Origin of the sequence: Actinoplanes sp. CA-051413 (assembly GCF_050955795.1) — a bacterium.
Lineage (GTDB): Bacteria > Actinomycetota > Actinomycetes > Mycobacteriales > Micromonosporaceae > Actinoplanes.
Window position 1 is genome coordinate 8,921,961 of record NZ_CP192100.1, and the last position, 19,742, is coordinate 8,941,702.

A 19,742-nucleotide genomic window follows, 5' to 3' on the forward strand; every position below is an offset into this window, starting at 1 on the left:
GCTGGTTCCGCTACCCCTCGGAGAACCTGACCATGTTCCCCGAGGGGTCGCGGAAGGCGCAGGCGCGGCGGAGCCGGTTCAGCTCGTCCACAGGGCCGCCCGTACGTCGTCGGCGAGGGCGCGGATGTCCACCGTACGAGCCGTGTCGACCCGGATGACCGGGCCCAGGGCCAGGGGTTCGGCGGCCGCCGCCCAGCCGGTCCACTCGGTGGCCAGCTTCTCCGCGTCGGCGTGCACCGCGTGCCGCTTGCGCGAGATGTAGCGGGAGTGGGCCAGCTCGGCGGGCACGTCGCACCAGATCTCGACGGTCGCCTTCGCACCCGACCGGGCGAGGCCGGCGCGGGCCTGCTCGAGGTCACGTGGCCGGAACCACCACGAGTCCACGACCACCATGCCGCTCACCGCCGCGGCCAGGGTCCACACCGTGTCCATCGCCACCGCGCCCAGCTGCGGCACCTCGGTCACCACCGCGTCGGCCAGGGCCTCCTTGATCCGATCCTTGCCGAGGCAAGCGGCGTCGAGCGCGGCCGCGAGCCGGGGTGCCAGGCTGCTCTTGCCCGATCCCGGCAGACCGTTCACCATCACCACGTCACGTGCCATGCCTGCACGATCGCACAGGCGCTTGACCCTCGAGCAGGTCGAGGCAGCAGGGTTCCAGGTGTGGAGAGCGACGACATGTACGGCATCGGGGAGATCTCGCGGGCCAGCGGGCTGAGCATCAGCGCGCTGCGGTTCTACGACGGCGCCGGCGTCCTGGTGCCGGCCGAGGTCGATGCCCTGACCGGCTACCGCCGCTACAGCGACGAGCAGCTGCGGGCCGCCCGCCTGGTGGCCGGCCTGCGCCGGGTGGGGATGCCGGTCGCCGGGATCACCCGCGCGGTCGCCGAGCTGAGCAATCCCCCGGCGGTCCGCAAGCTGCTCGACGAGCACCTGCGCCGGCTGGAGGACGGCCTCGCCGACGCCCGTCGTGAGCTCTCCCGCGTCCACGCCCTGCTGGATCCCGAGGAGACCACCATGACCCGGATCACCCTGCCCGCCGCCGCCCTGGCCGCCGCGCTCGACGCCGTCCGTTTCGCCGCCTGCACCGACCCCGAGCTGCCCATCCTCGGCGGCGTGCTGTTCGAGACCGAGACCGCCGCGCTGACCGTGGTGACGACGGACCGCTACCGGCTGGCCGTCGCCGAGGCTGCCGCCGCCGTCTCGGGGCCACCGGCCAGGCTCGTCGCTCCCCTGCCGTTCGTCGACGAGCTGCGCCGGCTGCTCAGCCGCGACGACGAGGCGGTGCTGTTGCTGACCCCCGAGCTGCTCGGGGCCGAGGTCGGCGGCCGGCGCATCGAGGGCAAGCCGCTGGACGTCGGCTTCCCCGACCACCACCGCCTGGTCGACCTCGGCGCGGCCGGCAGCCGCCAGGTGACGGTCGACGTGGCGGCCCTGCGCGCGGCGGTCGAGGAGGTGCCGGCCGTGTCGCGTGAGCACAACGGCAAGCCGTTCGACCTGACCGTGCTGGCGGTGGACCCGGCCGGTTCGCTGCGGGTGGCGGCCGAGGCGGAGTGGGCGGCCGATGAGGAGGCGCACGTGGCGGTCAACCGCGAGTTCCTGCTCCAGGCCCTCGACGCCGGCGGCGCGGGCCAGCTGGTCCTCGAGCTGGACGGACCGATCAAACCCCTCGCCGTACGAGGCAGCGGCACGTTCTCGATCCTCATGCCGGTGCGCCGCTGACCCGCCTGACACGAGCACGGGAACACGACACACTGGCCCGGTGGATGACGACATCAGCGCCCGGCGTGCCGCCTGCACCGACTCCCTGCTCGGCAACGGGCTGGTGCGGCCGCCGGAGCTGCTCGCCTCGATCGACCCCGAAGCCCGCCCCGACCTGTACGGCGAGGGCGGCGTGGTGGCCGAGCTCGAGGAGCACGTCGCCGCGCTGCTGGGCAAGCCGGCTGCCGTGTTCCTGCCCAGCGGCACGATGGCTCAGGGCGCCGTCCTGCGGGTCCACGCCGATCAGCGGACCAGCCGCACGATCGTCTGGCATCCGTACTCGCACCTCGAACGGCACGAGGGGCAGGGCTACGCGCGGCTGCACCAGCTCGTCGGGCGGCCGGTCGGCGACTTCGAACGGCTGATCCGCCGCAGCGACCTGCTGAGCGTGGCCGAGCCGGTGGCGGCGCTCGTGCTGGAGTTGCCGCAACGGGATCTCGGCGGGACGCTGCCGCCGTGGGACGACCTGGTCGCGCAGACCTCGTGGGCCCGCGACCGGGGAGCGGCCGTGCACCTCGACGGCGCCCGGCTCTGGGAGGCCGCCGCCGGCTACGAACGGTCGCCCGCCGAGATCGCCGAGCTGTTCGACACCGTGTACGTCTCGTTCTACAAGGGCGTCGGGGCGCTGCCGGGCTGCTGCGTCGCCGGGCCGGAGGAGGACATCGCCCAGGTGCGCGAGTGGCGTGGGCGGCTGGGCGGGACACTGTTCGCGATGTGGCCGGCGGCGTCGTCGGCGCTCGGGCTGCTGGACGCGACGCTGGCCGAGATGCCGGCCCGGCTGGCCCACGCCCGAGCCATCGCGGCGGCGCTGACCGCGGTGCCCGAGGTGCGGGTGGTGCCGGATCCGCCGCAGACGCCGATGATGCATCTGCTGTTCGCGACCACGGCGGAACGCTTCCGGATGAACGCCAAGCGGATCTCCGAGGAGACCGGGCTGTGGGTGTGGCCGAACGCGGTCGAGACGGGTGACCCGGAGGTGGTGCGGTGCGAGCTGTCGGTCGGGCGGGCGACCCTGCGGCACAAGCCCGAGACGATCACGGAGATCCTGGCCGGCCTCTGCGGCTGACGCCGCGCCCGGCTCCCGCGGTTGCGGCCGGTCGGCCTCGGCGGTTGCGGCCGGTCGGCCTCGGCGGCTGACAGCGGGGTCGGGCATTTCGGCGTCGCCTGGCGGAATCGGGTGGGAATCGTAGAGTGAGGGTCGTGACTGATGACACCTTTCCGCTCGGTGACCGTTCGGTGCGACGGATCGGCTTCGGCGCGATGCAGCTCGCCGGGCCCGGGGCCTTCGGGCCACCGCGTGACCGCGACGCCGCCCTGGACGTCCTCCGCAAGGCTGTGGAGCTGGGCGCCAACCACATCGACACCGCGCAGTACTACGGGCCGGACGTGGTCAACGACCTGATCCGGGAGGCGCTGCGGCCGTACCCGGAGGATCTGGTCCTGGTCAGCAAGGTCGGTGCGGCCCGCGACAGCACCGGGCGCTGGCTGCCCGCGATGGAGCCCGAGCAGCTGCGGGCCGGCGTGCTGGACAACCTGCGCTCGCTGGGGGTCGACCGGCTCGACGCGGTCAACCTGCGGCTGATGGACGGCGGCGGCGCGTTCGACGAGCAGCTCGACGCGATGATCGCCCTGCGCGACGAGGGTCTGATCGCCGGCATCGGGCTGAGCAACGTGACCCGCGAGCAGCTTGTGCACGCCGTCCAGCGCACCGAGATCGTCTGCGTGCAGAACTCGCTGAATCTGCTGGCCCGGGAGTCGCTGCCGCTGCTGCGGGAGTGCCAGGAGCTCGGCATCGCGTTCGTCCCGTTCTTCCCGCTCGGCTCGGCCTTCGGCGGGGTCAACCGGCTGCTCACCCACCCGGACCTGATCGCCGTCGCGGAACGCCTGGACGCGGAGCCCTCCCAGGTGGCGCTGGCCTGGCTGCTCGAGCTGGCCCCGAACGTGCTGCTCATCCCCGGCACCTCGTCGCTGGGCCACCTGATCGACAACATGACGGCCCGCCGGGTCCACCTGGACGACGACGCCCGCAAGATCCTGGACACGATCAGCGAGTGACCCCCGCGGCGGCGCGGATCTCGGCCGCCACCAGCTCCGGGTGCGACAGCATCGGGTGGTGGCCGGTGGGCAGTTCCACCGTACGGCGGGCCCGGGCGGCCTGGGAGCGCTGCAGCTCCGGCGGGGTCGCGCGGTCCTCGGCGCACACCAGGTAGGTGCTCGGGATGTCCTGCCAGGCCGCGGCGGTGACGGGTGTGGCCACCACCGACGCCGACTGGCGGGTCAGCCGGGCCTGGGCGCCCTCGACCGCCGCGGCGTCGCAGTCCTGCAGGAACAGCTCCTCGGTCAGCTCGCGGCGGACGCCGAAGGTGCCGTCGGCGGCGAAGTCCAGGAACGGGGCCGGCTCGCTGCCGGCGAAGGTCGCCAGGGACTCCCCGACCTTCGGCAGGAACGACGTGATGTAGACGAGCTGCCGCACATCCTGGGTGGCCGCCGCCTCGGTTGCGACGACTCCGCCGTACGAGTGGGCCACGATGATCGCCGGACCCGTCCCGCTCAGAATGTGCCGCACGGCGGCGACGTCATCCGCCAGACCCGCCTGCCCGGCCGCCGCGCCGCAGCTGGGCAGCGGTGCCGCGATGCTGGCCAACGGCAGCAGGGCAGCCACCCGGGACCACCACCAGGCGCCGTCCTCGACGCAGGAGCCGTGCACGAAAACCAAATCCATACCTCGACCCTAATGCGTCGGAGATTGTTGACATGTCGGGGATCTCCGACGCATTATGGGCGGCATGCCTGACGGTGACGTGTTCGCGGCGCTGGCCAACCCGGTCCGGCGCCGGCTGCTGGTCGCCCTCCGGGACGGCCCCCGTGCGGCCGGCGAGCTGGCCGGGCACTTCGAGCTGAGCCGTCCCGCCGTCTCCGAGCACCTCGCGGTCCTGCGCCAGGCCGGCCTCGTCCGCGAGGAGCCGCGCGGCCGGCACCGCTACTACCACCTGGCCGCCGAGCCGCTCGCCGACGTTCAGGAGTGGCTGCATCCGTTCGAGCGCTACTGGCGGGACCGCCTGGTCGCGCTGCGTGATCTCGTCGAGGAAGAGGGAGACGACCGGTGACCGACAAGACCGACATCGAACTGGACCAGTTCATCGCCCGGGAGCCCGCCGCCGTCTGGCGCGCGCTGACCGAGCCCGAGCTGCTGGCCCGGTGGTGGGCCGCGGGCGACATCAAGCCGATCGTAGGCCACCGCTTCACGATGGACATGGGCAGCTGGGGGCAGCAGCCGTGCGAGGTGCTGGAGGTCGAGCCGGAGCGGCTGCTGGTGTACACGTTCGCCGAGGGCAGCCTCGACACCACGATCACTTGGCGGCTCGAGCCGGAGGGCTCCGGGACCCGGCTGTTCCTGCGGCATGCCGGTTTTGTCGCGGGCAGCATCTCGCTCAAGGGCATGGGCAGCGGCTGGCCGGGCCTGCTCCGCCGCATCGAGCCCGCCCTGACCTGAGCCGCCGCGAGCCGGCCAGGCCTGCGCGACCGGGCGGCCGCGCGAGCAGGTCAGGCCGGCGCGAGCAGGTCAGGCCGGCACGAGCAGGTCAGGCCGGCACGAGCAGGTCAGGCCGGCGCCGGGACGGTTGTCGGGACGGCGGAGACGAGGTCGGCCAGCACCTGCCCGGCCAGCGTGCGCGGATCCGGCGGCGTCGGATAGCGCGCCGTGATCTCCCTGTTCAGAGCCTCGAACCGCCCCGGCAGCGCCGCCAGGAAATCGTCCAGCCCGCGCTGCACCGGCCCCTTGACCAGCGGCGTGAGCAGCCCGACAAGCGGCCGCAGCCACCCCACCCCGCGAGCACTCGCCCGGGTGGTCACCGACCAGCGGCCCGGCTCGGCCGCGGCCACCGTCAGCTCCCCGCTCCCCTGCGCCCGCGGGTGGGTCACCGTCGCGACCAGCTGCGGCTCCTCGTTCCCGTACGGCGGCAGCCGGCTCGCATCGACCGACATCCGCACGCCCACCACCCCACTGAGCAGCCCCCGCGCCCCGAGCCAGTCCGGCACCTCCAGCAGCAGGCCGACCGGCCCCGGGGACAGCTCGACCCGCGCCCGGGTGTCCGTGTCGGTGTGGTGCACCGTGAAACACGTCCGTTCCCGCTCGTCGGCTTCGAGCGTGATCGCGTACGTGTGCCAGGTTGTCGCCACCAGCCCGGTGGCCCGGGCCGCCGCGATCCGGCCGCGCTCCCACTCGGTCGCGGCCATCGCGTCGGCGTGCACCAGCCGGGCCGCGACCGCCGCCTCCTCCGCCGTCGGCGCCGGCACCTCGTCCTCGCGCAGCACCAGCCGGTAGGCCACCCCCGGGTACGGATGCCGGCCGTCGATCACGCGCAGCCCGCCGTGGGCCCGCTCGGTGACCGGATGCCGGACCACGCCGTCGACGAAGACCAGCGCGCGCCACCCGGCCAGCAGCTCGGGCAGGGCGGCGAGGAACGGTCGCGCATCGATCGCTGCAACTTCCGTCCGACCGCCGAGGCGCACCATGTCCGGATCGTAGACCGGGCGTATCCCGGTCGCGCCGGCCGGAGCCATCCGGTTACCGTCGGGCATGCGTTCTTCTGCGGAGTACGACCACCTCGTCGGCGAGGCCGCCGGGGTGCCGATCACCGGGTGGGAGTTCGCTTGGCTCGACGGCCGCGCGGTCGGCTCGGATCCGTCCTGGTCCTATCCGGATCTGGCCCGTCCCCTGCTGCGGCCGGCGCGCAGCCTGCTGGACCTGGACACCGGCGGTGGTGAGCTGCTCGTGGAGCTGGCGCCGCTGCCCGCGCACACCGTCGCGGTGGAGGGCTGGGCGCCGAATGTGCCGGTTGCGCGGGACCGGCTGGCGCCGTTCGGGGTGTCGGTGCTCACCGAGCTGCCGGGCGGGGAGAACGAGTTCGACGTGGTGCTGAGCCGGCACGGCCGGTTGCCCGCTGAGGACATCGCCCGCCTGCTCAAGCCCGGTGGGACACTGCTGAGTCAGCAGGTCGGCAGCGACGATCTGCGGGATCTGAACGCCGAACTGGGCGCCCCGCCGCCGTACGCGACGAGCTGGACGGCGACGGAGGCGGTCGCGGCGCTGGAGGCGGCCGGGCTGGTCGTGACCGACGTACGCGAGGAACGCCCCCCGCTGACCTTCCACGACATCGGTGCACTGGTCTACCAGCTGCGCGCGGTGCCGTGGCAGATCCGCGATTTCACTCCCCAGCGGTACGAGCGCGCCCTGCGCCGGATAGACGCGACGATCCGCACCCACGGCCACTACACCGCCACCGCGCACCGGTTCCTGGTGCAGGCGGCCCGCCCCTGAACAATCGGTAAAAGTGGCGCAGCCCACCTACCGGGACTGATCCGTTGTAGGTAATGTCCGGATGGATTGACTACTCGGGGGAGGGGCATGGCTACCTTCAGTGCGGAGCGCCCGTTGTCCGAAGGCGTCCTGCGGCATCTCGCCCAGGCCGCCGATCACATCTCCGGCATCTGCTTCAAGACCGGCCCACCTCGGCGCATCGGCGTCGAGCTGGAATGGACCGTTCATCGCTCGGATGCTCCGGCGGCCTATCTGGAAGCCGTGGACCTCCGCACAGCCCTAGGCACGTACGCACCACCCGCACTCGGCAATCCCCACCCCGGCGCATTGTTACCCGGCGGTGGCGCGGTGACCGTCGAGCCCGGCGGCCAGCTCGAGATCTCCTCGGCGCCGGCCGGCTCCCTCACCGAGTTGTACGAATCCCTCAGCGCCGATCAGGCGCACCTCACCGCCCTGCTCGCCCGTTCGGGCCTGGTCCTGGGCGACACCGGCCTCGATCCGCACCGGGCACCCCGGCGCATGCTGCAGACCCCGCGGTACGCCGCCATGCAGCGCAGCTTCGACGCCCGCGGCCGGCACGGCCGGACCATGATGTGCAGCACCGCCGGCCTGCAGATCTGTCTCGACGCCGGCACCGAGCAGCAGCTACCGCACCGCTGGGGAGCCCTGCACGAGGTGGGGCCGGCGTTGCTGGCCGCCTTCGCCACCTCAGGCCGGCACGCGGGCCGCGACACCGGCTGGGCCTCGGCCCGGATGGCCACCTGGTACGGCATCGACCCGCGCCGCACCAGACCGGTCGGCACCCCCGGCGATCTGGCCACCGGCTGGGCCGACTACGCCCTCGCCGCACCCCTGCTGTGTGTGCGCCGCGGCGAGGAGTCGTGGGACGTGCCGGCGAGGGTGACCTTCGCCGACTGGATCGACGGCGCCCTGCCCGGCCCGCCCCGGGTGGACGACCTGGACTATCACCTCAGCACGCTGTTCCCGCCGGTCCGCCCGCGCGGCTATCTCGAGGTCCGCTACCTCGACACACAGCCCGGCACGGAGTGGATCGCCCCGGCCGCAGTCATGGCGGCCCTGCTCGCCGACGACGAGACCACCGACGCGGCCCGGGCCGTCGCGGCGGCCACCGCCGGCCAGTGGGTGACCGCCGCCCGCGCCGGGCTGGCTGATCCCGACATCCGGCGCACCGCCACCGACCTGCTGGATCTCGCCTGCCGCAACCTCGACAGCACCGGCCTGCCGCCCGCGCTGCGGGACGTGGTCACCGACATCGTCGACCGGCGCCTGCACCGCGCCGGCACCCGGAAGGACGCGCACCGATGACTCAGGACCTGCGCCTCGCCGTCGCCGCCGAGCTGGAGCGCGCCCGCGCCCGCACGGCGCTGCTGACCGACGCCGTGGACGACGCCGACCTCGTCCGGCAGCACTCACCGATCATGTCCCCGCTGGTCTGGGACCTCGCGCACGTCGGCAACCAGGAGGAGCTCTGGCTGGTCCGCGACGTGGGCGGCCGCGAGCCGGTACGCCGCGACATCGACGAGCTCTACGACGCGTTCAAGCACCCGCGCAGTGACCGGCCCGCGTTGCCGCTGCTCGGTCCGGCCGAGGCCCGCGCCTACGTGGAGCAGGTACGCGACAAGGCCCTCGACGTGCTGGACCGGGTCCGGCTGGACGAGAGCCGGCCGTTGCTGGCCGACGGGTTCGCCTTCGGCATGATCGTGCAGCACGAGCAGCAGCACGACGAGACGATGCTGGCCACCCACCAGCTGCGGACCGGCGCGCCGGTGCTGACGGCCGATCCCCCGCCACCGGCCCGGGTGCCCGTCGCCGGCGAGGTGCTGATCCCGGGCGGCCCGTTCGCCATGGGCACCGACACCGAGCCGTGGGCGCTGGACAACGAACGGCCCGCGCACACAGTGGACGTGCCCGCCTTCTTCATCGACGCGGCCCCGGTGACCAACGGCCGGTACGCGGAGTTCATCGACGCGGGCGGCTACGACGATCCGCAATGGTGGAGCGAGCGGGGCTGGGCACACCGGCAGGCGGCCGGGCTGACCGCGCCGCTGCACTGGCAGCGTGACGGGGACGGCTGGGCGGCCACGGCGTTCGGGCGTACCGAGCGGATCGTGCCGGACGAGCCGGTGGTGCACGTGTGCTTCTTCGAGGCGGAGGCGTACGCGGCCTGGGCCGGGCGCCGGCTGCCCACCGAGGCCGAGTGGGAGAAGGCGGCCCGGCACGATCCGGCGACCGGCCGCTCCCGGCGCTTCCCGTGGGGCGACGAGGCGCCGGAGGCCCGGCACGCCAACCTCGGCCAGCGCCACCTGTCGCCCGCGCCCGTCGGTGCCTATCCGGACGGTGCCTCACCGCTGGGCGTGCACCAGCTCATCGGCGACGTGTGGGAGTGGACGAGTTCCGGCTTCCACCCGTACCCGGGCTTCGCCGTGTTCCCGTACGAGGAGTATTCGCAGGTGTTCTTCGGCGGCGACTACCGGGTGCTGCGCGGTGGCTCGTTCGGCACCGACCGGGCCGCCTGCCGGGGCACCTTCCGCAACTGGGACCACCCGATCCGGCGGCAGATCTTCAGCGGCTTCCGCTGTGCCCGCGATGCCGGGCCCGGCACCCACTGATGTGCCGGCACCTGGCCTATCTCGGATCACCCGTACCGCTGGCGGAGCTGCTGTTCGAGGCGCCGCACGCCCTCGCCCGGCAGGCGTGGGCGCCGCAGGACATGCGCGGCGGCGGCACCATCAACGCCGACGGCTTCGGCGTGGCCTGGTATCCGGGCGGCGACGCCGATCCGGTGCGCTACCGCAGCGCGGCCCCGCTCTGGTCGGACGCCGCCCTGCCGGCGCTCGCCGCCCACACCGTGGCGGGCGGTGTGCTGGCAGCGGTCCGCTCCGCCACGGTCGGCATGCCGGTGGTCGAGACGGCGGCCGCGCCGTTCGCCGAAGGACCGTGGTTGTTCAGCCACAACGGCGTCGTGCGGGGCTGGCCCGACTCGGTGGCCGGGCCGGCCGCCCGGCTGCCGGTGCGCGACCTGCTGACCCTCGACGCCCCGACCGACGCGGCGCTGCTCTGGGCGCTGGTCCGCGACCGGCTGCGGTCCGGGGTGCCGGCCGCGCGGGCGCTGGCCGAGACGGTCGTGGAGGTCTCGGCGGCCGCGCCCGGCTCCAGGCTCAACCTGCTGCTCACCGACGGTCGGCAGATCGTCGCCAGCACCGCCGGCCACGCCCTGTCCGTGCGCACCGGCCCCGCGTCCGTGCTGGTCAGTTCCGAACCCCTTGATCCCGGCCCGGCCTGGCGAGCCGTGCCGGACGGCAGTCTGCTCGTCGCCACCCCGTCCGGTCTGGACATCACCGTCTTAGGGAGATCATGAGCGCGCTGGAGATCCATCTCGACGACCAGGACCTCGACCGTACGCTGCGCAGCGACGTGGCCGCCGGGCTGACCGCGACCCCGAAGTGGCTGCCCCCGAAATGGTTCTACGACGCCCGGGGCAGCGAGCTGTTCGAGGACATCACCCGGCTGCCCGAGTACTACCCGACCCGTACGGAACGCGCGATCCTCACCGAGCACGCCGCCGCGATCGCCCGCATAACCGAGGCCAAGACCCTGGTTGAGCTGGGCTCGGGCTCCTCGGAGAAGACGGTGCTGCTGCTGGACGCGCTGCTCGCGCACGGCACGCTGGGCGCTTTCGTCCCGCTCGACGTGTCGGCGTCCGCGCTGGGCGAGGCCGTCGACCGGCTCGCCGTGCGCTACCCCGGGCTGGCGGTCCGCGGCGTCGTCGGCGACCTGACCCGGCACCTGGCGCACATCCCGGACGGCGACAACCGGATGGTGGCGTTCCTCGGCGGCACCATCGGCAACCTGGTCCCGGCCGAACGCGCCGAGTTCCTGTCCCGGCTGCGGGCCGTGCTGCAACCCGGCGAATGGCTGCTGCTCGGCACCGACCTGGTCAAGGACCCGGCGGTCGTGGTGCCGGCGTACGACGACGCGGCCGGGGTCACCGCCGAGTTCAACCGCAACGTGCTGCGGGTGGTCAACCACCGGCTCGGCGCCGACTTCGACGTGGACGCGTTCGCCCACGTCGCGCTCTGGAACGCCGAGCAGGAGTGGATCGAGATGCGGCTGCGGGCCGGCTCGGCGCAGCGCGTGCACATCCGCGATCTGGACCTGACCGTGGACTTCGCCGCCGGCGAGGAGCTGCGCACCGAGATCTCGGCGAAGTTCCGCCGGGACGGGCTGTCCGCCGAGCTGGCCGCGGCCGGCTTCGCCCTGGGGCACTTCTGGACCGACCCGGCGGACCTCTTCGCGGTGTCCCTGATCCAGGCGGCCTAGCCCTTAATCCAGGACGGCGCCGCACGTGATGTTGAGGGCGGCGCCGGTGATCGTGCGGGCCCAGTCCGAGGCGGCGAAGACCGCCACCTGTCCGACGTCCTCGAGGGTCGCCGTGCGGCCGAGCAGAGTCTGCCCCGTCAGCTCCGCCTCGATCGCCGCGCGGCCCTCGAAGGCCGCCGGGATGGCCTCCGGCACGCCGCTGGTCTGCAGGGTCAGCACCCGGATCCCGTACGGGCCCAGCTCGGTGGCGAGCTGCCGGCGCATCGCCTCGATCGCCTCGAAGCCGGTCACCAGGCCGCCGAGCAGATACCGGCCCGCGGCGGTGCGGTCGCCGGAGCCACCGAAGGTCAGGATCACCCCGGAGCGCCGGGGCTTCATGTGCCGGGCGGCGGCCCGGGCGGTCAGGAACTTCGAGCGTACGGAGGTGACGACCGGGCTCAGATAGTCCTCGACCGGCATGTCGACCATGGCCGTACCCTGCACGTCGCTGTCGGCGATCACGTTGACCGAGATGTCGATGCCGCCGGTGGCCGCGGCCACTTCGTCGGCGTGCGCGTCGACCGCGCGCTCGTCCAGGGCGTCGACCTCGGCGATCTCCGCACCGATCGGTCCGGCCACCGCGGCGAGGGTGGCGCGGGTCCGGCCGGCGAGGAAGACCCGGGCGCCCTGGGCCGCGTACGCCCGGGCGATCGCGCCGCCGATGGATCCGCCGCCGCCGTAGATGATCGCTGTTCTGCCGTCGAGCATCATGTGTCGTCTCCTTCTCTCTCCCCTCTACAACCCGGGCCGGGCCGCGAACTCATCGGGCAGCTCGAATTCGCGGTGCAACCCGTCGGTGAGGAACGAGACCACCTCGGCGATGCCCGTCCCGTCGAGCCGCAGCACGTCGAGCCCGGCCCAGACGTACGCCTGCCGTTTCTCGTCCCACAGGTACGTGCCGAAGGCGAGCTGGCCGTTGGCGTGCGCGGGCCGGAAGAGCCAACTGTGTCGCAACGGACCGGCCAGGAGGAACTCGCGGATGGCGGCCGGGCCGCGGTACCACTCGGGCAGCGGTGGCATCGAGTACGTGGCGTCGTCGGTCAGCAGGGCCACGATCGTGTCGACGTCCGCGGCTTGCCACGCGGACGCGTACCGGTCAGCCAGGTCTTTGATCTTGTCGGCCGGAATCGGATCGCCGGGCGCGGGCCGCCGCTCGGCCAGGGCGGCGCGGGCGCGCTGCAGGCTGCTGTTGACGGCCGCCACGGTGGTGTCGAGCTGGGCCGCGACCTCGGCGGCGGAGAAGCCGAGCACCTCACGCAGCAGCAACGCGGCCCGCTGCGGCCCGGAGAGGTGCTGCAGCGCGGCGACGAACGCCAGCCCGATGCTCTCCCGCTGCTCGGCGGTCGCCGCCGGGCCGAGCCGCCGGTCCGGGTACGGCTCCAGCCAGGCCACCTCGGTGAGCGGCGCCCCCGGCCCGAGATCGGCGGGCAGCTCCCGCCGGGCCCGCTGCTCGATGAGGGTGAGACAACGGTTGGTGGCGATCCGGAAGAGCCACGGCCGCAGGGTGCCGGCCCGGAACGTGGACAGCCCGCGCCACGCCCGCACGAGCGACTCCTGCAGGGCGTCCTCGGCGTCGTGCAGGGAGCCGAGCATCCGGTAGCAGTGCGCGAGCAGCTCGGCGCGGTGTCCGCCGACGAGCCGCCCGAAGGCGTCGGCGTCGCCCGAGCGGGCGGCCGCGAGCAGGGCCGTCTGATCCATCCGACCATGGAACCAGAGCACAACGAGCGGACCGCCGGCCGAGTCGCGCCGAAAGAGGTCAGATCTTTTTGGTTCTTTCACCCGATCGACCCCGGCGGCGGCCGCCGCGAGACTGGACCGGTGTCGGAATCCTCATGGTACGACCCCGAGCCCGTCCGGCCGCGACACCACGTCCGCCGGCGCGACAAGGTGGAGCTCGCCGTCGCTGTCCTGCTGCTCACCAGCCTGCTCGGCCTGCTCGCCGTCGGCGTGGCCTGCGACCGGCCGGGTTCCCCCCGGCCGGCCTCGAGCCCCTCACCCTGAGCCCGGCCGGTGGTGACCACTATGGTGTGCGCTTGGACACCACGGAGAACGCGGTAGCGCGAGCCAAGCAGCTCGTGGAATCCGGGCAGTACGCCGCGGCACTGCCGGTGCTGCGCGCGCACCTCGACGACCATCCCGAGGATGCCCAGGCCTGGCACCGGCTGGCGGGCGCGCTGATCGGCGCGGACGACTGGCCCGCGGCGATCGAGGCCGCCGACCGGGCCCTGGCCATCGAGCCGGACAACGGCATCGCCTACCGCATGCGGGCCGTCGCCGACCTCTCCCTGCAGCGGTGGCCGGACCTGCGGGACGACGCCCGCCAGGCGGTGCGGCTACGGCCGGACGACGTGGAGGCGCTCACGCTGCTCGCGTTCGGCCTGATCCAGGCGGACCGCGACACCGCGCAGGCCCGGACGCTGCTCCGGCAGGCGCGCAAGCTCGACCCGGGACATCCGGCGGTCCGCCGCCTCGACCAGCACTTCGGCCCGGCTTGGATCCGTCCGCTGCTGCTCGCCGGCCCCGCGTTCGGGGTGGCGGGCTTTGCGCTGCTGGCCGGCCTCCTCGCCTTCAGCCCGAGCCGGACCGGCGAGCTCGAACACCTGGTGTGGACGGCGATCGCCGCTCTGGGCCTGGCGCTGCTGCCGCTGCTCGCGACAATCGGCGGGCGGTACGAGGGGATCGCACCGCGGCCCGCGGCTGTGATTGCGGCGGCAGTGGCCGGCGCGGTGGCGGCCGGCGTCGGCATGGGAGTCATCGTCGGGCTGGCGGGTCAGGCCCTGGCGGTGGCCGGGGTCGGACTGGTGCTCGCGCTCCTCATCGCGCTGCGATTGCTCGTCCGGCGCCGCGCCACTTAACCAGGGTGGCGGGCGGGACCCTGCGATGGACACTCGGCCACCGCGTGATCCCGCCCCTCAGCCGATCGGTGCTCAGCGGGCCGGCAGCCACTCCTGCCAGGTGGCCCGGTTCGCGTCCAGCCAGCGCTTGGCCGCGTCGTCGCGGGACAGCTTCTTGACCGTGATGTCCCGGGCGACCTCGTTCTGGTCGTCGTTGGTCCACCGGAAGTTCTTGATCAGGTCGGCCGCCGGGCTGCCCGAGTCGACGAACGACTTGCGGGCGATCTTGTCGAGGTCGTACGGCTGGTAGTCGCACGCCACCGTCTTGGGGTCGGAGTCGCAGCCGGGCTTGTAGATCGGCAGCGGGATGTGCACCAGCTTGATCTCCGACAGCAGCCACTGCGGCGTGTAGAAGTAGCCGATCAGTGGCTTCTTGTCCTTCTCCGCCCGCTGGAACTCCGCGATGAGCGCGTCCTCGCTGCCCGCGTAGACCACCGAGAAGTCCAGCTTCAGGTTCTTGATCAGTGCCGCGTCGTTGGTGACGAACGACGGGTCACCGCCGAGCAGCTGACCCTTGCCGTCGGACTTGCTCGTCTTGAACTTGTCGGCGTACTTGTTGAGGTTCTTCCACTTCGTGATGTCCGGGTATTCCTTGGCCATCCACGGCGGCACGTACCAGCCGATGACGCCCTTGTTGCCGGTGAGACCCTGCTCGACCGCGACCTTCTTGTCGTCGATGTAGGTCTTCTTGAGGTCGTCGTGTCCCCAGTTCTCCAGGATGGCGTCGACCTCGCCGCTGGCCAGGCCCTCCCACGAGGCGTCCTCGGTGAGGTCCTTCTCCACCACCGTGCAGCCCAGCTCCTGCTTGAGCAGGTAGCTGACCACCGCGACGTTGGCGGCGTACCCGACCCAGGGGTTCACCGCGATCGACACGGTGCCGCAGGGGGTGCGCTCGACGCCGGGCGGGGCGACGATCGCCTCGGACGAGTTGCCGCAGGCGGTCAGGGCCAGCACGCTCACCAGGGCGGCCGCGGTGCGTGCGCGCATCGTTCTCCGTTTCACAGTCATCAGCGGCTTCACCACGTCGGCACCGGCCGTTCCCGGCTCAGCCGCTTGGCCAGGACCTCCTCGGTCAGCGCGACCAGGATGTGCTTCACCGACTCGCGGTAGCGCGCGTCGCACTCCAGCACCGGCACGCTCGGGTCGATGCCCAGCGCGTCGCGGACCTCCTCGAGGTCGAAGCGCTGCGACTGGTCGAAGGTGTTGACCCCGATCAGGAACGGGATGTCATGCTCCTCGAAGTAGTCGATCGCCGGGAAGCAGTCCTCGATGCGCCGGGTGTCCAGCAGCACGATCGCACCCAGCGCGCCGTCGACCAGGTCGTCCCAGAGGAAGGCGAACCGGTCCTGCCCGGGCGTGCCGAACAGGTAGAGCAGCAGCGCGTCGTCAAGGGTGATGCGGCCGAAGTCGAGGGCCACCGTGGTGGTGGTCTTGCCCGACACCGCCGAGGTGTCGTCGATGCCGATCGACCGCTCGGTCATCTCGGCCTCGGTGACCAGCGGCTCGATCTCCGAGATGGCACCGACGAAGGTGGTCTTGCCGACACCGAAACCGCCACTGATGACGATCTTGACCGCCACCGGCGGCAGCGGCGCCGGCTCACTAGAGCGCCCGAACACGATCCCTGATCCTCTCGATCAATGCGATGGGGAGCTCCCCGAGCTGCTCCTCGATCCGCAGGTAGCCGTCCGTCACCAGGTCGGCGACGATGACCCGGACCACGCCGAGCGGCACCCGCAGAGCCACCGAGAGGTCCGCGATGGACATCGGTGCCTGACACAATTCGACGATGCGCCGCGACTCGAAGCGCAGCGGAGCCGACAACGCGGCCGGGGCCGCGTGCAGCAGGGTCTCGATCCGCAGCCCGTCGTGCAGCGGGCGGGTGCGCCCGCCGGTCAGCATGAAGGGGCGGACGACCAGGTCGTCACCCGGTTCCGCGGCCGCGTGGGCCGGCGCGGGCGGGGGCTCCCGACGGGAGGGCACGACCGGCTCCGCGTACGGGATCATGCGAGGGTCCGGCCCCCACTCCCCCCGATGGCTCATCGCGGCAGGTACTGCCGGGATTCGGAGATCAGCGCCGGGGTGAGCAGGGCGCCGAACCTCTCCGCCAACAGGGATATCTCGTAGCCGACGAGACCCACGTCGCTGTCGCCACCCGCGACGACACCCAGGCAGCTGCCGCCGGCGATGACCGACACCAGCAGGAAGCCCCGCCGCATCTCGATCATGATGAGCTTGAGCCCGTCGAAGTCGTAGCGCCGGGAGGCGCTGCGCGCCACGCTGGCCAGGCTCGACACGATCGCCGCCAGATGGTCGGCCTCGGCCCGGCTCAGCCCGTCGGAGCTGGCGATGAGCAGGCCGTCGGAGGACACCGCGACCGCGTCGCGGACCCCGTCGGTCTGGTGGACGAAGTTGCCCAGCAGCCAGTTGAACTGGTGCCGGTCGGCAGACGTGTCAACGCTCATGGGAACTTCTTTCGGCCTCGTCGCGGGGGTGGGGAGGGGCGGCGGTCATGGTCGGTCGGTGGCGTCGTTGCTGCCGCGCTGCATGCCGCTGCGGAAGGCGGTGAGCCGGGCGCGCACCTCGTCCGGCGAGTCGCTGACGGGAGCGGGTCGCTCGGCCGTCCGGGTGGGGACCGCGCCGGCGGGCTGATCGGGTGCCGACGCTGCCTTGCGGGCCCGCGGTGCTCGCTTCTTCAGGCCGTTCGGGGTGCGGTCGGCCTGGTCCGGCGGTGGCGCGAAGGAGTACATGTCCATGCCGAGCGTCGAGGCGGTCATCGCCTCCTCGTAGCGCGCGGTCGGCGAACCCGCCGCGGCCGGTTGCTGCTGCTCGGCGGGAGACGGCGGCTGACGCCGTACGGCTGGGCTGCCGGCCACCGTGACGTACTCGATCTTGCCGGGCCGGATCCGGCCGTCCGTCGCGGGCGGCGGCGGCGCGGCCGGCGGCAGGGTGAGGACCTGCGTCGCCGCCGGGTCCGACGCTTCCAGTGCCCGCGGCGCTTCCAGCGGCCGGCGCTCCTCCGGGGTCAGCCGGGGCTGGGGCGCCGGGGCACTGACGGCCTGGGCACCGGCCACGATGGACGGCGGCAGCACGATGCGAGCGGTCACACCGGTCACCGGGGACGGCGCCAGCTGCACGTCGATGTCCATGTCGGTTGCCAGCCGGCCGACCACGTAGTGGCCGAGGAAGCGGGTGGGCGCGGTGATGAAGTCGCCCTCGCCGCGCAGTCGCTGGTTGGCCAGTTCCAGGTCGGCGCGGCTCATGCCGATGCCCTGGTCGGTGATGGCGATCAGGTAGCTGTCGCCGATCCGCCGGCCCTGGATCTCCACGTCGGCGTCCGGCGGGGAGAAGGCGAGCCCGTTCTCGACCAGCTCGGCGAGCATGTGGGCGACACCGCTGACGACCGCGCCGGCCACGAGCGCGTCGTCGACGCGGCGCAGGGCGACCCGGCGGTACTCCTCGACCTCGGAGACGGCGGCGCGGATGACGTCGGCGATGGGCAGCGGCTCGGACCACTGCCGCGGGCTGGCCGCGCCGACGAGGACCAGCAGGCTCTCCGCGTTACGGCGCATGCGGGTGGCCAGGTGGTCGAGCTCGAAGAGGTTGGCCAGCCCGGTCGGGTCGGACTCCTCGCGTTCCAGGCTGGTGATGAAGCCCAGCTGGCGGCGCAGCAGGTTCTGGTTGCGGCGGCCCAGGTTGGCCAGCGACTCGGTGGTGCTGCGCCGCAGCATCGCCTGCTCGGTGGCCAGCGAGTATGCGGTGGCCTGGACCCGGTCCAGCGCGTCGGCGACGAGCCGGACCTCGTCGCTGGCGCCCGCGGGTACCGCGACGGTCAGCGGCGGCGCGTCGTCGTCGCCGGAGGTCGCCTTGCGGACCGCCTCGGGCAGCCGCTCGCCGGCCAGCCGGTTGGCCTCGTCGGCCAGGGTGGCCAGCGGCGCGGCGATCGAGCGCGACGCGATCGTGGCCAGGTACACCGAGCCGATGAAGCAGATGATCACGGCGCCGAGCAGCAGGCCCATGCGCTGCGTGGCGTCGTCCTGAAGCGTGGCGGCCCGGGCCCGGATGACCGAGCCGACGTGCTGCTGCAGCTGGAGCATGTCGTCCAGCACGGTGGTCTGCGACGACCACCAGGACTGCGGATTGACCTGGAGGTTGCGGCCGTCGCCGGCGTTGAGCGCGACCTGCTCGAAGTAGGTGGCGGTCTGCGCGGCGCCGGTGCCGAGCACGTAGTCCTTGGCCTTGCGCTGGGTGTCGTCCGCGTAGCGGGTGAACGTGGCCAGCGCCGCGTCCTTGGCCGAGCGCATCGTCACGAACTGCAGGAACTCACCGCGGTTGAAGCCGCTGGCCGAGAACACACCGTTGAGGAAGGCCCGCTCCTGGGCGGTGCTCTCCTTGGCGTCGCCGAGGGCCTCCAGCGCGGAGACACCGCGGCGCAGGGCGGGGTCGGCCGAGCTGTCCAGGCCGTAGTCGACGTTGCTCAGCTCGGCGATGCGACCGGTGTAGAAGGTGAAGGTCGGGGCGCGGTCGGCGGCTCCGGCGTCGGTGCCGGCCCGGACGCCGGCGAGGCCGTCGAGCTCACGGACGGCGGTGGCGACCCGGTCCTGGGCGACGCCGCCCTCGGAGATCAGATCCTCGACCTTGGCGCGCTGGTCGTCGACACGCTTGCGGGCCGGGGCCAGCTCGGCGCGGAAGCCGACGTTGCCACCGAGCAGACCGGCGGTGAGACCACGCTCGGTCTGCAGCTCCTGCACGAGGTCCTGCACCGCGAGGACGAGGGTGACGGCGCGCGCGGAGGCGGCAGCCGTGCGGTAGTTGTCGACCTCGGTGACGGTGATGACGCCCAGCAGCACGAGGACCGCGACGACGGGCAGGGTCAGCGTACGGACGACGCGGCGGCGGATCGTGCCGCCGGAGCGGGCCGGCCGGGGGGCCGGAGCGCCGGTCTCTGTCCCGGTCACGGGCGCGACGGTGTCGGCGTCGTGGTGGGCCTGGCGCGGGCGGGGGATCTTCATCGACGATCCGTTCCAGGAGCAATGCGGCCGGCGGTGAGGTCTACGACCGGACGACTCCGTGCGGACACGCGATTTCTCCTTCGTCGGGTGGCGGCGGTCTCTGTGTGCCGCGATGGGGGGAACCGTAGCGATGAGCTGAGTCGTAAGTCCACTATGTACCGCGGCGGAATGCGGGATTCCCGCATTCGTACCGGCGCAAGATCAGCTTGAGGACCGGTGGGTAGATCGGATCATTGATGAAGGGCATCAGGGTCCTGCCGGAAGGTTGCAATCAGATTTCGATCACGAAGCAAAGCGACATCGTCACTCCGGCGGGGCCCCTCGGGGGTCGCGAGTGAGCACAGCACAGCACTCGCGGCCCCCGTCGGACAGTGCGTC

The 19,742-nt window shown here is 72.8% G+C and carries 22 protein-coding genes; 12 read left to right on the plus strand and 10 right to left on the minus strand.

What is annotated here, in order from left to right; genetic code table 11:
• Positions 1-78 precede the first annotated feature (78 nt).
• Positions 79-600: an AAA family ATPase gene (locus tag ACQP2Y_RS42085; RefSeq protein WP_433721901.1), complete on the minus strand. Its 522-nt coding sequence runs from the start codon at positions 598-600 to the stop codon at positions 79-81.
• A gap of 75 nt (positions 601-675) precedes the next feature.
• On the opposite strand from ACQP2Y_RS42085, the gene ACQP2Y_RS42090 reads away from it, so the two are divergent.
• From ACQP2Y_RS42090 to ACQP2Y_RS42100, 3 genes are all read left to right on the plus strand, one after another.
• Positions 676-1,719, plus strand: a complete 1,044-nt coding sequence (locus ACQP2Y_RS42090) for a MerR family transcriptional regulator (RefSeq protein ID WP_433732299.1) — start codon at positions 676-678, stop codon at positions 1,717-1,719.
• A gap of 40 nt (positions 1,720-1,759) precedes the next feature.
• Positions 1,760-2,824 (plus strand): threonine aldolase family protein, encoded by a 1,065-nt coding sequence (locus ACQP2Y_RS42095; protein WP_433721902.1) that lies wholly within the window; start codon positions 1,760-1,762, stop codon positions 2,822-2,824.
• Positions 2,825-2,958: 134 nt separating this feature from the next.
• Positions 2,959-3,813: an oxidoreductase gene (locus tag ACQP2Y_RS42100; RefSeq protein ID WP_433721903.1), complete on the plus strand. Its 855-nt coding sequence runs from the start codon at positions 2,959-2,961 to the stop codon at positions 3,811-3,813.
• On the opposite strand, the gene ACQP2Y_RS42105 is transcribed toward ACQP2Y_RS42100, so the two are convergent.
• Positions 3,803-4,480 (minus strand): alpha/beta hydrolase, encoded by a 678-nt coding sequence (locus tag ACQP2Y_RS42105; RefSeq protein WP_433721904.1) that lies wholly within the window; start codon positions 4,478-4,480, stop codon positions 3,803-3,805. The two genes, ACQP2Y_RS42100 and ACQP2Y_RS42105, sit on opposite strands and share 11 nt — an antisense overlap.
• A gap of 64 nt (positions 4,481-4,544) precedes the next feature.
• On the opposite strand from ACQP2Y_RS42105, the gene ACQP2Y_RS42110 reads away from it, so the two are divergent.
• Together ACQP2Y_RS42110 and ACQP2Y_RS42115 are read left to right on the plus strand one after the other, a co-directional pair.
• Positions 4,545-4,865 carry a metalloregulator ArsR/SmtB family transcription factor gene (locus tag ACQP2Y_RS42110; protein ID WP_433721905.1) on the plus strand — a complete coding sequence of 107 codons (321 nt, stop codon included), beginning with the start codon at positions 4,545-4,547 and terminating at the stop codon, positions 4,863-4,865.
• The gene (locus ACQP2Y_RS42115; RefSeq protein WP_433721906.1) at positions 4,862-5,251 is read left to right on the plus strand and encodes an SRPBCC family protein; all 390 of its coding nucleotides are present in this window, start codon (positions 4,862-4,864) and stop codon (positions 5,249-5,251) included. Before ACQP2Y_RS42110 ends, ACQP2Y_RS42115 begins: the two co-directional genes overlap by 4 nt.
• A gap of 107 nt (positions 5,252-5,358) precedes the next feature.
• Here the strand turns inward: ACQP2Y_RS42115 and ACQP2Y_RS42120 are convergent, their stop codons facing one another.
• On the minus strand, positions 5,359-6,339 hold the full coding sequence (locus ACQP2Y_RS42120; protein ID WP_433721907.1) for a hypothetical protein: 981 nt from the start codon (positions 6,337-6,339) through the stop codon (positions 5,359-5,361).
• Here ACQP2Y_RS42120 and ACQP2Y_RS42125 point away from each other — a divergent pair.
• The 5 genes from ACQP2Y_RS42125 (at position 6,338) to egtD (ending at position 11,419) form a co-directional block, all read left to right on the plus strand.
• Positions 6,338-7,078 carry a class I SAM-dependent methyltransferase gene (locus tag ACQP2Y_RS42125; protein ID WP_433721908.1) on the plus strand — a complete coding sequence of 247 codons (741 nt, stop codon included), beginning with the start codon at positions 6,338-6,340 and terminating at the stop codon, positions 7,076-7,078. The two genes, ACQP2Y_RS42120 and ACQP2Y_RS42125, sit on opposite strands and share 2 nt — an antisense overlap.
• 87 nt (positions 7,079-7,165) lie before the next feature.
• Positions 7,166-8,404 carry an ergothioneine biosynthesis glutamate--cysteine ligase EgtA gene (egtA, locus tag ACQP2Y_RS42130; RefSeq protein WP_433721909.1) on the plus strand — a complete coding sequence of 413 codons (1,239 nt, stop codon included), beginning with the start codon at positions 7,166-7,168 and terminating at the stop codon, positions 8,402-8,404.
• Positions 8,401-9,708, plus strand: coding sequence for an ergothioneine biosynthesis protein EgtB (egtB, locus tag ACQP2Y_RS42135; RefSeq protein ID WP_433721910.1), 1,308 nt, complete (start codon positions 8,401-8,403; stop codon positions 9,706-9,708). Before egtA ends, egtB begins: the two co-directional genes overlap by 4 nt.
• Complete coding sequence (gene egtC / locus ACQP2Y_RS42140; protein ID WP_433721911.1) at positions 9,708-10,457, plus strand: ergothioneine biosynthesis protein EgtC; 750 nt, start codon at positions 9,708-9,710, stop codon at positions 10,455-10,457. Before egtB ends, egtC begins: the two co-directional genes overlap by 1 nt.
• On the plus strand, positions 10,454-11,419 hold the full coding sequence (gene egtD, locus ACQP2Y_RS42145) for an L-histidine N(alpha)-methyltransferase (protein WP_433721912.1): 966 nt from the start codon (positions 10,454-10,456) through the stop codon (positions 11,417-11,419). Before egtC ends, egtD begins: the two co-directional genes overlap by 4 nt.
• A 3-nt stretch (positions 11,420-11,422) precedes the next feature.
• Here the strand turns inward: egtD and ACQP2Y_RS42150 are convergent, their stop codons facing one another.
• Positions 11,423-12,169, minus strand: a complete 747-nt coding sequence (locus ACQP2Y_RS42150; protein WP_433721913.1) for an SDR family oxidoreductase — start codon at positions 12,167-12,169, stop codon at positions 11,423-11,425.
• A 24-nt stretch (positions 12,170-12,193) separates the two neighbouring features.
• The gene (locus tag ACQP2Y_RS42155; protein ID WP_433721914.1) at positions 12,194-13,156 is read right to left on the minus strand and encodes an RNA polymerase subunit sigma-70; all 963 of its coding nucleotides are present in this window, start codon (positions 13,154-13,156) and stop codon (positions 12,194-12,196) included.
• Between the two features lie 120 nt (positions 13,157-13,276).
• Between ACQP2Y_RS42155 and ACQP2Y_RS42160 the strand changes: the two genes are divergently transcribed.
• Entirely contained in the window at positions 13,277-13,459 is a 183-nt protein-coding gene (locus ACQP2Y_RS42160) for a hypothetical protein (RefSeq protein ID WP_433721915.1), read from the plus strand.
• Between the two features lie 32 nt (positions 13,460-13,491).
• Positions 13,492-14,313 (plus strand): tetratricopeptide repeat protein, encoded by an 822-nt coding sequence (locus tag ACQP2Y_RS42165; protein WP_433721916.1) that lies wholly within the window; start codon positions 13,492-13,494, stop codon positions 14,311-14,313.
• Positions 14,314-14,385: 72 nt separating this feature from the next.
• Here the strand turns inward: ACQP2Y_RS42165 and ACQP2Y_RS42170 are convergent, their stop codons facing one another.
• Genes ACQP2Y_RS42170 through ACQP2Y_RS42190 form a run of 5 tightly spaced genes read right to left on the minus strand, consistent with a single transcriptional unit; the run spans position 14,386 to position 19,364 of the window.
• Positions 14,386-15,339: an ABC transporter substrate-binding protein gene (locus tag ACQP2Y_RS42170; RefSeq protein ID WP_433721917.1), complete on the minus strand. Its 954-nt coding sequence runs from the start codon at positions 15,337-15,339 to the stop codon at positions 14,386-14,388.
• 29 nt (positions 15,340-15,368) lie between these two features.
• Positions 15,369-15,974, minus strand: coding sequence for a GTP-binding protein (locus tag ACQP2Y_RS42175; protein WP_360547038.1), 606 nt, complete (start codon positions 15,972-15,974; stop codon positions 15,369-15,371).
• Positions 15,955-16,335 (minus strand): DUF742 domain-containing protein, encoded by a 381-nt coding sequence (locus ACQP2Y_RS42180; RefSeq protein ID WP_433721918.1) that lies wholly within the window; start codon positions 16,333-16,335, stop codon positions 15,955-15,957. Before ACQP2Y_RS42180 ends, ACQP2Y_RS42175 begins: the two co-directional genes overlap by 20 nt.
• A gap of 56 nt (positions 16,336-16,391) precedes the next feature.
• Positions 16,392-16,817, minus strand: coding sequence for a roadblock/LC7 domain-containing protein (locus ACQP2Y_RS42185; protein ID WP_125804641.1), 426 nt, complete (start codon positions 16,815-16,817; stop codon positions 16,392-16,394).
• Between the two features lie 45 nt (positions 16,818-16,862).
• On the minus strand, positions 16,863-19,364 hold the full coding sequence (locus ACQP2Y_RS42190) for a nitrate- and nitrite sensing domain-containing protein (protein ID WP_433721919.1): 2,502 nt from the start codon (positions 19,362-19,364) through the stop codon (positions 16,863-16,865).
• Positions 19,365-19,742 lie beyond the last annotated feature (378 nt).

What these genes read in the sequence shown, in the direction of transcription:
- ACQP2Y_RS42085 (WP_433721901.1), bottom strand. Translation starts at nt 600, where the DNA reads ATGGCACGTGACGTGGTGATGGTGAACGGTCTGCCGGGATCGGGCAAG.
- ACQP2Y_RS42090 (WP_433732299.1), top strand. Translation starts at nt 676, where the DNA reads ATGTACGGCATCGGGGAGATCTCGCGGGCCAGCGGGCTGAGCATCAGC.
- ACQP2Y_RS42105 (WP_433721904.1), bottom strand. Translation starts at nt 4,480, where the DNA reads ATGGATTTGGTTTTCGTGCACGGCTCCTGCGTCGAGGACGGCGCCTGG.
- ACQP2Y_RS42110 (WP_433721905.1), top strand. Translation starts at nt 4,545, where the DNA reads ATGCCTGACGGTGACGTGTTCGCGGCGCTGGCCAACCCGGTCCGGCGC.
- ACQP2Y_RS42125 (WP_433721908.1), top strand. Translation starts at nt 6,338, where the DNA reads ATGCGTTCTTCTGCGGAGTACGACCACCTCGTCGGCGAGGCCGCCGGG.
- ACQP2Y_RS42120 (WP_433721907.1), bottom strand. Translation starts at nt 6,339, where the DNA reads ATGCCCGACGGTAACCGGATGGCTCCGGCCGGCGCGACCGGGATACGC.
- egtA (WP_433721909.1), top strand. Translation starts at nt 7,166, where the DNA reads ATGGCTACCTTCAGTGCGGAGCGCCCGTTGTCCGAAGGCGTCCTGCGG.
- egtB (WP_433721910.1), top strand. Translation starts at nt 8,401, where the DNA reads ATGACTCAGGACCTGCGCCTCGCCGTCGCCGCCGAGCTGGAGCGCGCC.
- egtC (WP_433721911.1), top strand. Translation starts at nt 9,708, where the DNA reads ATGTGCCGGCACCTGGCCTATCTCGGATCACCCGTACCGCTGGCGGAG.
- egtD (WP_433721912.1), top strand. Translation starts at nt 10,454, where the DNA reads ATGAGCGCGCTGGAGATCCATCTCGACGACCAGGACCTCGACCGTACG.
- ACQP2Y_RS42150 (WP_433721913.1), bottom strand. Translation starts at nt 12,169, where the DNA reads ATGATGCTCGACGGCAGAACAGCGATCATCTACGGCGGCGGCGGATCC.
- ACQP2Y_RS42155 (WP_433721914.1), bottom strand. Translation starts at nt 13,156, where the DNA reads ATGGATCAGACGGCCCTGCTCGCGGCCGCCCGCTCGGGCGACGCCGAC.
- ACQP2Y_RS42170 (WP_433721917.1), bottom strand. Translation starts at nt 15,339, where the DNA reads ATGCGCGCACGCACCGCGGCCGCCCTGGTGAGCGTGCTGGCCCTGACC.
- ACQP2Y_RS42185 (WP_125804641.1), bottom strand. Translation starts at nt 16,817, where the DNA reads ATGAGCGTTGACACGTCTGCCGACCGGCACCAGTTCAACTGGCTGCTG.
- ACQP2Y_RS42190 (WP_433721919.1), bottom strand. Translation starts at nt 19,364, where the DNA reads ATGAAGATCCCCCGCCCGCGCCAGGCCCACCACGACGCCGACACCGTC.